At 55.8% G+C, this 11,566-nt stretch carries 11 protein-coding genes and 1 pseudogene; 1 reads left to right on the top strand and 11 read right to left on the bottom strand.

Annotation, left to right across the window (positions count from 1 at the left end):
- Positions 1-38 precede the first annotated feature (38 nt).
- Positions 39-1,502 carry an ATP-binding cassette domain-containing protein gene (locus BLQ55_RS07495; protein ID WP_092253175.1) on the bottom strand — a complete coding sequence of 488 codons (1,464 nt, stop codon included), beginning with the start codon at positions 1,500-1,502 and terminating at the stop codon, positions 39-41.
- Between the two features lie 2 nt (positions 1,503-1,504).
- Positions 1,505-2,917 carry a phenylacetate--CoA ligase family protein gene (locus BLQ55_RS07490; protein WP_092253173.1) on the bottom strand — a complete coding sequence of 471 codons (1,413 nt, stop codon included), beginning with the start codon at positions 2,915-2,917 and terminating at the stop codon, positions 1,505-1,507.
- 525 nt (positions 2,918-3,442) lie between these two features.
- Here BLQ55_RS07490 and BLQ55_RS07485 point away from each other — a divergent pair.
- Positions 3,443-3,880 (top strand): VOC family protein, encoded by a 438-nt coding sequence (locus tag BLQ55_RS07485; RefSeq protein WP_092253171.1) that lies wholly within the window; start codon positions 3,443-3,445, stop codon positions 3,878-3,880.
- 535 nt (positions 3,881-4,415) lie between these two features.
- On the opposite strand, the gene BLQ55_RS07480 is transcribed toward BLQ55_RS07485, so the two are convergent.
- From BLQ55_RS07480 to hisI, 9 genes and pseudogenes are all read right to left on the bottom strand, one after another.
- Positions 4,416-6,332, bottom strand: coding sequence for a methyl-accepting chemotaxis protein (locus BLQ55_RS07480; RefSeq protein ID WP_092253169.1), 1,917 nt, complete (start codon positions 6,330-6,332; stop codon positions 4,416-4,418).
- Between the two features lie 134 nt (positions 6,333-6,466).
- Positions 6,467-7,171, bottom strand: coding sequence for a methyl-accepting chemotaxis protein (locus BLQ55_RS32765; protein ID WP_371128522.1), 705 nt, complete (start codon positions 7,169-7,171; stop codon positions 6,467-6,469).
- 198 nt (positions 7,172-7,369) lie between these two features.
- A pseudogene (locus tag BLQ55_RS32760) lies at positions 7,370-8,302 on the bottom strand (methyl-accepting chemotaxis protein); the annotation flags it as partial.
- 280 nt (positions 8,303-8,582) lie between these two features.
- Positions 8,583-9,290: a 16S rRNA (uracil(1498)-N(3))-methyltransferase gene (locus BLQ55_RS07470; RefSeq protein WP_092253168.1), complete on the bottom strand. Its 708-nt coding sequence runs from the start codon at positions 9,288-9,290 to the stop codon at positions 8,583-8,585.
- Positions 9,287-10,084, bottom strand: coding sequence for a twin-arginine translocase subunit TatC (gene tatC / locus BLQ55_RS07465; RefSeq protein WP_092253166.1), 798 nt, complete (start codon positions 10,082-10,084; stop codon positions 9,287-9,289). The genes BLQ55_RS07470 and tatC overlap by 4 nt, the downstream gene beginning before the upstream one ends.
- Entirely contained in the window at positions 10,081-10,500 is a 420-nt protein-coding gene (tatB, locus tag BLQ55_RS07460; RefSeq protein WP_092253164.1) for a Sec-independent protein translocase protein TatB, read from the bottom strand. The genes tatC and tatB overlap by 4 nt, the downstream gene beginning before the upstream one ends.
- A 10-nt stretch (positions 10,501-10,510) precedes the next feature.
- Entirely contained in the window at positions 10,511-10,798 is a 288-nt protein-coding gene (locus tag BLQ55_RS07455; protein WP_060739575.1) for a twin-arginine translocase TatA/TatE family subunit, read from the bottom strand.
- A 24-nt stretch (positions 10,799-10,822) separates the two neighbouring features.
- A complete protein-coding gene (locus BLQ55_RS07450) occupies positions 10,823-11,155 on the bottom strand; it encodes a phosphoribosyl-ATP diphosphatase (protein WP_003186671.1) in 333 nt (110 codons plus the stop codon).
- Positions 11,148-11,546 carry a phosphoribosyl-AMP cyclohydrolase gene (hisI, locus tag BLQ55_RS07445; RefSeq protein WP_092203306.1) on the bottom strand — a complete coding sequence of 133 codons (399 nt, stop codon included), beginning with the start codon at positions 11,544-11,546 and terminating at the stop codon, positions 11,148-11,150. The genes BLQ55_RS07450 and hisI overlap by 8 nt, the downstream gene beginning before the upstream one ends.
- Positions 11,547-11,566 lie beyond the last annotated feature (20 nt).

The raw sequence follows: 11,566 nt of genomic DNA, 5'->3' as shown, positions 1-11,566 counted from the left end.
GGTATGAGGCGTGAGCTACGTATCTATGTATTCGTGCTCTAGTAACATTCTTTGAGTGCGCCGTTGGTTATTTCAAAATAGCGATTTCCAATGTTCTTAATAAACCTTGCGTCGTGGGAAACTATTATCGCAGCGGGATTCAGTCGCTGGATTTCGCTTTCCAGTGTCTCCTGGGACTTTATGTCCAAGTGGTTTGTAGGTTCGTCCAGAATTAAAAAATTTGGGTTGTTCAAGCTCAATGCCAATAGAGCGAGTCGACTGCGTTCGCCGTAGCTGAGTTGCCTAATTTTTTTTTGGGTACTCAAATAGGAGAATCCCGCGGAGGCGAGTTTATTGATTGCTTGCTGCTGATCAATTTCAAAATTGCTTGAGAAGAACTCCAGTGCGCTGGATGATTTTGGTAATGTAGAGAAATTTTGGTCAAGAATGCCTATTTTTATGGAGGGATTGCGCTTTATCTCCGTGGCCGTGCCGTCAATAATGGCCTTTAGCAAGGTGCTTTTACCGGAACCGTTGTTGCCAGAAATAACGATTCGATCGCCTCTGTTGATGACGAGCGCTTTTATAGAAAATAGAAAATGTCCTAGGGGTGAATGTAACTTGAAGTTTTCTATATGGAGAATTTTTTTTACATTTAATTCATCAGTGGCCAATGTAATGTCTTGTTTGCGCAAAAAACTCGCGATGGGCATGTTGGCTTCAAGGCTCTTGACCCTGCGCTCTATTTTTTTTGCCTTTTGAGAAGCGTTGTCACTATGATTGTTTACACCCAGTTGACGTTGAAAGTGTGCACTTTTTTTTAATCTTTGAATTTCATTGAGTTTGACTGATCTGTATTCAGCCAACGCCTGTTCCTGTTCTGAAAGCAGTTTTCTTGCATGAGTGAAACTGGTTTTGAAGTGGGAAAAACGCTGGTCATGGAGAAAAAGCGTACTCTTCGTAGCTAAATCCAGGAAGTCACGGTTGTGGCTGACTACAGCAAATGTATCTGCAATGTGTTTTTCCCTAAGCAGACGAATAAGGTTCTCTATGTGGCAACGGTCTAAGTGGTTTGTTGGTTCATCCAGTAACAATACATCTGGTTGCAAGATAGCCGCTTCGGCAATCATTACTATTTTTTTCCAACCACCACTTAGTTGGCCGAATGGGAGTGCTCGGTAGCCTTCTGGAAAGTTAAACAGCTCAAGGGCATAGCTGACTTTCCATTGCTCTTTCGTTGCGTCAGATAAACTATTTTCCAATATTTCAGTCGCAGTTGACTCGTCCCATTGAGCAGGGTATCCCTGTTCTACATAGAGGCAGCGTAACCCTCGAGCATGTATTATGTCGCCTTCATATTCATCTTGTTGTTTCGCGATGCTGCGAAGCAGTGAGCTTTTTCCAGCTCCGTTATCTCCAACGATACCCAGCTGGTCGCCTCTGTTAATGGTCAGGTTCAGATTCGAGAAAAATATTTTTCCGTGAATGGATAAGGAAGCATTTATCACCTTGATCAATGACATGTTTAATTAATTTCCCATTCTCGAACAATGCTTCTGCGTTTGTAGGATTTCTGCATGGGCCATTCATGTACCTCTCGGTGTAGCAGCGTAATTGAATAGCCAAATAATAAGGAAATTCGATCTCTAAGCTCCTGTAATATTTTCGGCATGCTTTTATGCGGGGCGCCTGAATATTGGGTAATTAACTCCACGGTCTCTGAGTTTTTTTGTATCAGACGGAAGTGCTTCAAGGTCTTGTCAGGTGTAATCAATATGTCATCTATAGCGGCCAACAGAGAAGCGCTTGGAACGACCTCCAGTCCCCGAGTGCGAAAGGTATCATCACGCCTGCCATTTATTTCTTCCAAGGAGGTGCATGCACTGCCGCATTCGCAAAGGCTATTAGAGGTAGTTCTTTTGGCCACATCGCCATGATCGAATCGAATCAATGGCATGAGCTCATTATTGAGATCCGTACAGACGACATTACCGAAGCCCCGGCTATCGGCATTCACAATTTCCAAATACACACCGTCCTCAATGACATGATAATTGCCGTGAGTGCATTGGGTCGCGATCATTCCTATTTCTTCGGAGCTGTACTCGTCATACACTGGGAGACCTAGCGCTTTAGAATAATAGTCACGCTCTTGCTGAGTACTGGACTCGGAATTAGTCAAGATGGCCTCCACCCCGCTGCTTTTCACATGTTCTTTGTGTTGAAGTATCAAAGGAAGGTAGCTTGGCAGTGTTACAAGTAACCTGGGACGCAGATAGGACAGGTGTTCGCCTAACGGTGTGTCAGGTAGCAGGTCTGGTAGTTGGAACGTTCTATATTTGCCATGAAGGGAAGAGAACGCCAAGCCTTCGTGGTGGAGCAGATATATCCAATCGCTCTCTTGTAACGGAGTTTTCAAGCATGAACTGTAGAAACGGAGCACTTGTAAGTGGTCGAGGATGATGTCGTTATCGTCGCTATATACGGTGAACGGACTTCCACTGGACCCTGATGTGCGAGAGGTGTTGGCATGCTCAAGGTGTTCAGCGTCGTTGACTATCTTGCTTGGTTCAAAGCTATTGAGGAGAGACTTGTTTACGATGGGAAGTCGTTCGAAGTCTGAGAAGCTGGAGATGCTCCCAAGTTCGTAGCCGCAGGCGGTATAAAGTTCACGATAGAAGGGGACATTTGCGAAGGCATTATCAACCAGTTTTTTTATTTTCAGTAACTGGAATTTTCTTATCTCCTCCACTGATTGACGCAAAAACGCGTTCATTTGTTCTGTGTTTTTGGACCAAAGCCCCAAGGCTCTACCTTGAAGTATTTGATTGTCGGTACCTCGCATGCGCACTTGGTGTGCCATTTTTTTAATCGTTGGTGAAGTGCCGTGTTCTCGCTTCCAGTCATAAGTTTCTTCTGTCGCGACGAAGTTGTCCATTTTCCTAGTCTGCCTGTGCTGAGTCGTAGTTTGGATTTTGGGGCTGTATGAAGAAGGCTGTTGATATCGAAGTTATTTTAGAATGGGCGCGGAGTTGCATCGGCAATCGGTGAACATGCCAATGAGTAAAGGAGATATAGCTTTACGCTCATTCAAAACCAATCCGGTGGGTTGGTCGGAGCCAATAATAATTTCGGCCATGTTCTACTCCGTTTTTGGGCGGAGGCGAATCTAAGGAAAACTATAAATATTCGCAAATCGAAAAGTATAAAATTTATTTCAGACGTGGCTTGTAACTTTTTTGATTTGTTACATTAAATGTCAAATTTTGTCTGGCTTACAGACAGATTTTGTCGGTCTTAATTAGAAACAAAGCAAAGGGTTTTCTTTCGTTTGATAGTCGTCTACATTTTCTACCTGGGAAAAACTGAGTCTTCAAGGAGTGTTCGTTAAAAAGGGTTTTTCCTAGGTGTGGCCAATAATGATTTTTGGCTGAGCTAATTAATTCAAGGATGAAAGGGTTTTATGGTTGACTTCAATGCGCTTCTGCCAGAGATGATAGTCTCTGATATTAAATATAGCCTAAAGTTTTACTGCAAAGTGATCGGTTTTAATATTGAGTATGAAAGGCCGGAAGACGGCTTTGCTTTCATTTCATATCATGGAAGTCAATTGATGTTGGAACAGGGCCGTCCCGATGTATCCCCCTGGCGAGTTGAGCCGCTTGAAAAACCCTATGGGCGCGGGATAAACCTTTCAATCGAATGCCCTGATGTCAACGCTTTGGCGAGAACGCTCGTGCTATCCGGGCATACGTTGCGAAAGCCCATAGAGGAATTTTGGTATAGGGAAAATAAACATCTTCAAGGAGAGAGCAATTTCCTTGTGCAGGATCCAGATGGTTATTTGCTTCGCTTTGCTCAGGATTTAGGTCGCAGACCTTTGTCGCGAGACGAACTTTGAGGTCTGGGTTGCACACCGTTTGCGAATAGGGCTGAGACATCCGAATGGGCCATGAATGGTCCTATCCGGTAGCCCGGAGCGATGCTGCAGTGAGGGCACCGCTCCGCCTAGGCGGGGGGCGAGGGGTAAACACGTTTTGGTTACTTTCGTCGGGCCGGTATTCAAGCTTTTCGAAGTGGCCGTTACCGCAGCGGCGGATATGGACCCACCCAAATATGCAAAACCCGCGAAAGGTTCCGCTAAACCTTGAAGCGCCCCATCAACGTCTGCAAATGCCCCCAAGCCGAGCCAGTTCGGCGCTGGAAGCGGGGTCTCTTCACTGGCGGCGGAGGACTGTTCGGACACATCGCGGACGTTCAGTACACTGCGATTGATTCCTCAACCACAGGGCTCTGCTGCTCGGCCGCGGCGGCGGTCCGCCGGTTTATCGCCTGGATCGCCGCGACCTGGTCGGTGTCGCTTCGCGAGCCCACGATCAGGGCGCTTGTACGCTCTCTTGGAGCTTGCCCAGGCGCTTGCCGGTCCTTGTTCGCCCCTAGACCCTGAATCGTCCCACCAACGTCTGCAAGTGCACGCCCAGCCGGGCCAGTTCGGCACTAGAGGCGGCGGTTTCTTCGCTGGATGATGCAGTTTGTTCTGACACGTCGCGTACGTTCAGCACGCTGCGGTTGATTTCTTCGGCCACGGCGCTCTGCTGTTCGGCCGCGGCCGCGATCTGTTGGTTCATCGATTGGATCGCCGAAACCGTGCGAGTAATGTTCTCCAACGAGCCTCCCGCGCGGCGGGTCAGTTCGACGCTGCTGTCGGTCAGGCTGCGGCTGTTGTCCATGATGGTCGCGACCTGTTCGGTGCCGCTTTGCAGGCCAACAATCAGTTCTGCGATTTCTTCGGTGGACTTCTGGGTGCGCTGGGCCAGGCTGCGGACTTCATCGGCCACCACGGCGAAGCCTCGTCCTGCCTCGCCGGCACGGGCTGCCTCGATGGCTGCGTTGAGCGCCAGCAGGTTGGTCTGCTGGGCCACGGACTTGATCACGTCCAGGACGCTGCCGATCTTGTCGCTTTCGCGCTTCAAATCCCCCATGGCGGCGGTGGAGTTGCCCACTTCCTTGGCCAGCCGCTCGATCTGGGCAATGGCCTCGCCCACCACTTTGTCACCTTCGCGGGCCTGTTGGTCGGCTGCGACGGCGGCTTCGGAGGCTTCCTCGGCGTTGCGGGCGACTTCTTGCACCGTGGCGGTCATTTCGTGCATGGCGGTGGCGACCTGATCGGTTTCCACTTTCTGGCTGTTGACCCCGGCGCTGGTCTGCTCGGTCACGGCCGAGAGTTGTTCGGCGGCGCTGGAGATCTGGGTCACACCTTCGCTGATGCCACCGATCAATTGTCGCAGGCCCACGGTCATGCTTTGCATGGCGCGTTGCAGTTGGCCCAGTTCGTCGCGACGGTCGGAGGTGAGGTTGTGGGTCAGGTCGCCGGCGGCCACGCGTTCGGCAACCTTCAAGGTCTGGCCGAGCGGGCCCACGATCTGCCGGGTGATGAACAGCGCGGCGATCACGCCAAACAGCAGCGCCAGGGCAGCCGCTACGATCAGGACCATCTTGGCTTGGGCGGCGTCGTGGTCACGCACGGCTGTCTGGGACACGGTCAGCTTCTGGCTGGCGTCCATCAGTATCTGACCCTGCTCGCTCATGCGCTGGAGGGCGGCGGCGTTGTCGATCTGCGAGTCGCGGAACTGGGCGACCGCCGCGCGATAGAGGTTGAACGAGTCGCTGGCCTGCTGCAGGTTGGCGGCGTGTTCCTGGGGCAATTGGTCTGGCAGGCGCGCAAGCAGTTTGAGGACGGCGTCGATGGCATCGAGGGCGGGTTGCTGGGCGTCGCTCTTGCCGCTGTAGGTGTAGCCGCGAACCTGGTAGCGGGCTTGCTGGATGGCCTTGCTCAGGGTGACCACGCTGTTGAACGGGGTGACGTCGCCGGCTTGCAGCATCGACGTTTCAACTTCGGCGACGCGGGCCACGGCGTTGTCGGCGCTGGCGCCGAGTTTGCTGCGTGCATCTTCGCGGCTGACGGTGGCGCGGGTCATCTGGGCGAAGGCGCCCTTGTATTCGGCGACGGCGGCCAGTTGCTTGTCGATCAGCGCGACGTCGGCCGGCTGTTCGATCAGTTCGCGGGCGGTTTTCAGCCCGGCCTCGAGCTTGCCCAGCAGATCGTTGACCGCTTGCGGTCCTTTCTCGCCCCGCGTGGTGTTGTAGTCGATGCTGGCCAGGTTCAAGTCTTTGCTCAAGTCGTTGAGACTGGCAATGAACCCCAGTTTGTCGCCCCGACTGATGACATTGCCCAGGCCGGACCAACCGGTGAATGCAATCATCAAGGTGAGGAACAGCACCAGGCCGAAGCCTGCGCCGAGTTTGCGATTAACGCCTACGTTTCCCAGACCCTGGGCAAGCCACCGGAACATGCTGATACTCCCTTGTAGCGCTGATTGGTTTTATCAGGGCTGTATCGGCGGTTCGGGCGGAATCTGTAGAAAAATAGGCGTAATGCGTTTCCGTGGCGAGGGAGCAAGCTCTCTCGCCACGGTGGGGTATATTTTTAGACCTTGAAGCGCCCCACCAGCGTCTGCAAATGCACCCCCAGCCGTGCCAGTTCGGCGCTGGAGGCCGCGGTTTCTTCACTGGAAGAAGCCGTTTGTTCGGACACATCGCGAACGTTCACGACGCTGCGGTTGATCTCTTCGGCCACAGCACTCTGCTGCTCGGCGGCGGCGGCGATCTGTTGGTTCATCGACTGGATTGCCGAGACGGTGCGGGTGATGTTTTCCAATGAGCCGCCGGCGCGGCGGGTCAATTCGACGCTGCTGTCGGTCAGGTTGCGGCTGTTGTCCAGGGTGGTCGCGACCTGTTCGGTGCCCGATTGCAGGCCGAGGATAAGCCCCTCGATTTCTTCGGTGGACTTCTGGGTGCGCTGGGCCAGGCTGCGAACTTCATCGGCCACCACCGCGAAACCACGTCCGGCTTCACCGGCCCGGGCCGCCTCGATCGCCGCGTTGAGGGCCAGCAGGTTGGTTTGCTGGGCCACGGACTTGATCACATCCAGCACACTGCCGATCTTGTCGCTCTCGCGCTTGAGATGGCCCATGGCTTCGGTGGAATTGCCCACTTCCTTGGACAGGCGTTCGATCTGGGCAATGGCTTCGCCCACGACTTTTTCGCCTTCGCGCGCCTGCTGGTCCGCGGCGACGGCCGCTTCGGAAGCTTCCTCGGCGTTGCGCGCCACTTCCTGCACCGTGGCGGTCATTTCGTGCATGGCGGTGGCGACCTGATCGGTTTCCACTTTCTGGCTGTTGACCCCGGCGCTGGTCTGTTCGGTCACGGCTGAAAGCTGTTCGGCGGCGCTGGCGATCTGCGTGACGCCGTCGCTGATACCACCGATCAGTTGCCGCAAGCTGATCACCATTCGCTGCAGGCTGCCCTGCAATTGGCCCATGTCGTCACGGCGGGTGACCACCAGGTTATGACTCAAGTCACCGGAGGCGACACGTTCGAGGGCAACCAGGGTCTGTTGCAGTGGCACGACGATCTGCCGGGTGATGATCCATGCAGCCAGCAGGCCAAACGCCAATGCCAGGATGGTGACAATGATCAGCGTTTCTTTCGCTTGAGCCGTTTCCTGGTCGCGTTTCTCGATCTGCGAAGTAGTCAATTGATCATTCAGAGCGTTCAAACGGGTGTCTTGGTCGGCCATTTTTTTGAGGGCTGAGGCGCTGCTCACCTGCGAATCGCGGAACTGGCTGACGGCGGCACGATAAGCCTTCATCGACTCGGTGGCTTGTTGCAGGTTGGCGGCGTGCTGTTCCGGCAGTTTGCCCGGCAGGCTTTCAAGATTTTTCAAGACACTGTCGATGGCATCCAGCGCCGGTTGCTCGGCATCGGCCTTGCCACTGTAGGTGTAGCCGCGGACCTGGTAGCGCGCTTGCTGGAGCAGTTTGCTCAGCTCAATCACGCTGTCGAATTGCGCAACACTGTCGCCTTGGCGCAAGGCGTTTTCGACCTCTTTCACCTTGGCCACGGCATTGTCGGCGTTGGCGCCCAGCTTGGATCGGGCCGATTCGCGGTTCTGCGTCGCTTGGGTCAGGTCGGCAAAGGCGCGTTTGTACTCATCGAGGATAGCCAGTTGCTGATTGAGCAACTCCTGGTCTGCCGGACGTACAAACCGTTTGAGAGCGGCTTGTATGCTTTCCTGAAGCTTGCCCAGGAACTCGCTGACGACTGCCGGCCCTTGTTCGCCGCGCCGCATCTCATAGTCGAGACTGGCGACTCGCAAATCCTTGGCCAACTCATTGAGACTTGCGATAGACGCCTGTTTATCCGCGCGGCTGATCACGCTGCCCAGGCTGTTCCAGCCCGCGAAAGTGCTCAGGAGGGTCATGAGCAGGACCAGGCCAAAACCGAAACCCAGTTTGCGATTGACACTTACGTTTCCCAGCTTTTCGGTTAGCCAACTGAACATGCTGATACTCCTTCGAACCTTCGATAGTTCTTGTGATAAGAGTATCGACCATGTCAGGGGGATCTGTAGAAAATAGCTGGCGTCCGGTTTGCTGCGTGCATCCTCACGACTGGCGATGGCGCGGGGTCAAATTGGCGAATGAAGGGGAAGCAGGAGAAATGAGTTAGATGCGTTTGGAATGCCCTGGCAAACCCAGGGATCAGAACAGTCGTGCGAGCAGTGCCGTAACCGCGGTCTCGACCCGCAGGATTCGCTCGCCCAGTTGAACCGGCTGCAGGCCGGCCTTGCCCAGCAGGTCGATCTCGTAGGGAATCCAACCGCCTTCTGGGCCGATGGCCAAGGTCACCGGTTCTGTCAGCGCTCGCGGGCAGGGCGGGTGGTTGCCAGGGTGGCCGACCAGGCCGAGGGTGCCGTTCGCGATGGCCGGCAGGCGGTCCTCGACGAAGGGTTTGAAACGTTTTTCGATGATGATGTCTGGCAGCACGCTGTCCCGGGCTTGTTCCAGGCCCAGGATCAGTTGCTCGCGGATGGCCTCGGGCTCGAGGAACGGCGTCTGCCAGAAGCTCTTTTCCACGCGATAGCTGTTGACCAGCACCACCCGCGGTACGCCCATGGTGGCGACCGTCTGGAACACTCGCCGGAGCATTTTCGGACGCGGCAGCGCCAGCACCAGGGTCAACGGCAACTTGGCCGGCGGCGGCTGGTCGAGGGTCACTTGCAGTTCGGCCTCGCGAGCCTCCAGGCGCAGCACCTGGGCCGAGCCCATCAACCCTCCGATGCGCCCGACCCGCAGGCTGTCACCGACGGCACTGCGATGGACTTCCTGCATATGGGTCAACCGGCGATCGCTCAGGATGACGCGGTCAGGCCCGATGAAGTCGGCCTCTTCGAGCAGCAGCAGGTTCACGCTTGGGTCGCTGGCGGCTGGTCGTTGTGGTCATCGACCGGCCGATCCTCGGGTTCTTCTTCCCGGCGCTTGCGCACCAGGCTGCCGAACAGGATGCCGATCTCGAACAGCAGCCACATCGGCACCGCCAGCAGGGTCTGGGAGAAAATGTCCGGCGGGGTCAGGATCATGCCGACCACGAAGCAGCCGATGATCACGTAGGGGCGGATCTTCTTCAGGTAGGCCACGTCGACCACGCCGATCCACACCAGCAGCACCACGGCCACGGGGATTTCGAACGCCACGCCGAAGGCGAAGAACAGCGTCATGACGAAATCCAGGTAGCTGCTGATATCGGTCATCATCTCCACGCCCGCCGGGGTGGCGGCGGCGAAGAACTTGAAGATCAGCGGGAACACCAGGTAGTAGGCGAAGGCCATGCCGGTGTAGAACAGCAGGATGCTGGACACCAACAGCGGCACGGCGATGCGCTTTTCATGCTTGTACAGGCCCGGTGCGATGAAGCCCCAGATCTGGTGCAGGATCACCGGGATCGCCAGGAACAGCGAGACCATCATCGTCAGCTTCAATGGCGTCAGGAACGGCGACGACACGTCGGTGGCGATCATTGTCGCGCCTACCGGCAGGTACTGGCGCAGTGGCGTGGAGACGAAGGTGTAGATCTGCTGGGTGAAGGAAAACAGCCCGGCGAAGATGATGAACACCGACGCGACGCAACGCAGCAGGCGGGTGCGCAACTCGGTGAGGTGCGATACCAGCGGCATCGGCTGGTCGTTTTCAGGAATATCGCTCATGGGGCTCGCGGCGGCAAAGTAGGATCGTTAGGCGCAGGGACAGCCGGGGGCGCTGTGTCCGCGACCGTCGGTGTCACTGGCGCCGGTTCAGTCACCGGCGCGCCACCTTCTGGCACTTGGGGAGCCACCGTCGGCTCGGCCTCAGGCTGGACTGGCGTCGGTTCCTGCTGGGTGGGCGTGAAGATTTTCCGCGCCTCCTGCTCCAGGGACAGAATGTGTTCGTTGTGCAGTTGCCGACGGATGTCGTCTGCACCGATTTCACGTTCAACTTCCTGTTTGATCGCATTGAAGCTGCGCTTCAGGCGCCCGATCCAGAGACCGGCGGTGCGCGCAGCACCCGGCAGGCGCTCGGGGCCCAGTACCAGCAGGGCGACGAGGCCGACGAGCAGCAGTTCAGTGAAGCTGATCCCAAACATTAGTCAGTGCTCACGAGTCTTTGCGGATGGGCTCTTCGACTTTTTGGGCCTGCACGTCGATGGTATTCGGCGCATTCACAGGCTGAGTGGCCTGTGGATGTACCGGTTGGGTCGGTTGTGCGGGCTGAGCCTGGTTTGTCGTCGGATCGGCCGGTTTCTCGTCATCGTTCATGGCCTTGCGAAAACCCTTGATCGACTCGCCGACATCGGTGCCGAGGTTCTTCAGTTTCTTGGTGCCGAACACCAGCACCACGACGACCAGGATGACGACCCAGTGTTTCCAGTCAAAGATACCCATGTGGCTACTCCTCTCAAAAATGGATCAGGCGGACGGGCGCGAGGCTTTCTCGACGTGCCCGGACAGACCGAAGCGACGGTCCAGTTCATCCAGTACGGCCTGCGGATGCTGCCCCAGTTGGGCCAGCATGACCAGGCTGTGGAACCACAGGTCGGCGGTCTCGTAGATCACGTCGCTGCAGTCGCCGCTGATGGCGGCGTCCTTGGCGGCGATGATGGTCTCGACGGATTCTTCGCCGACTTTTTCCAGAATCTTGTTCAAGCCCTTGTGGTACAGGCTGGCGACATAGGAGCTGTCGGCCGCGGCGCCCTTGCGCTCTTCCAGCACCTGGGCCAGGCGGGTCAGGGTGTCACTCATGGGTATGTCCTGAATAAATGGCATGCGGGTCCTTGAGCACCGGGTCGACGGTTTTCCAGTCGCCGTTCTCGAAGACGCGATAGAAGCAGCTTTGACGGCCGGTGTGGCAAGCAATCTCACCGACTTGCTCGACCATCAGGATGATGACGTCGCCGTCGCAATCCAGGCGCATCTCATGCAGGTGCTGCATATGCCCGGACTCTTCACCCTTGCGCCACAGCTTGCCACGGGAACGTGACCAATAGATGGCTCGGTTCTCGGCGGCGGTCAGGGCCAGTGCTTCACGGTTCATCCAGGCCATCATCAATACGCGCCCGGTCTTGTGGTCCTGGGCGATGGCCGGCACCAGGCCGTCAGCGTCCCACTTGATCTCGTCCTGCCAGTTTTTCATCGTTGACTCCGACCATGGGC

It is taken from the genome of Pseudomonas sp. NFACC13-1, assembly GCF_900104425.1.
In the GTDB taxonomy this organism is placed as follows: Bacteria; Pseudomonadota; Gammaproteobacteria; order Pseudomonadales; family Pseudomonadaceae; genus Aquipseudomonas; species Aquipseudomonas fluorescens_AA.
Note: the sequence above shows the minus strand (reverse complement) of the source record. Positions and strands in the feature narration are given on the sequence as shown.

Coding starts and splice junctions, on each gene's coding strand:
- BLQ55_RS07480 (WP_092253169.1), bottom strand. CDS start 6,332: ATGTTCCGGTGGCTTGCCCAGGGTCTGGGAAACGTAGGCGTTAATCGC.
- BLQ55_RS07495 (WP_092253175.1), bottom strand. CDS start 1,502: ATGTCATTGATCAAGGTGATAAATGCTTCCTTATCCATTCACGGAAAA.
- hisI (WP_092203306.1), bottom strand. CDS start 11,546: ATGAAAAACTGGCAGGACGAGATCAAGTGGGACGCTGACGGCCTGGTG.
- BLQ55_RS32765 (WP_371128522.1), bottom strand. CDS start 7,171: ATGACCGCCACGGTGCAGGAAGTGGCGCGCAACGCCGAGGAAGCTTCC.
- BLQ55_RS07455 (WP_060739575.1), bottom strand. CDS start 10,798: ATGGGTATCTTTGACTGGAAACACTGGGTCGTCATCCTGGTCGTCGTG.
- BLQ55_RS07485 (WP_092253171.1), top strand. CDS start 3,443: ATGGTTGACTTCAATGCGCTTCTGCCAGAGATGATAGTCTCTGATATT.
- tatC (WP_092253166.1), bottom strand. CDS start 10,084: ATGAGCGATATTCCTGAAAACGACCAGCCGATGCCGCTGGTATCGCAC.
- tatB (WP_092253164.1), bottom strand. CDS start 10,500: ATGTTTGGGATCAGCTTCACTGAACTGCTGCTCGTCGGCCTCGTCGCC.
- BLQ55_RS07450 (WP_003186671.1), bottom strand. CDS start 11,155: ATGAGTGACACCCTGACCCGCCTGGCCCAGGTGCTGGAAGAGCGCAAG.
- BLQ55_RS07490 (WP_092253173.1), bottom strand. CDS start 2,917: ATGGACAACTTCGTCGCGACAGAAGAAACTTATGACTGGAAGCGAGAA.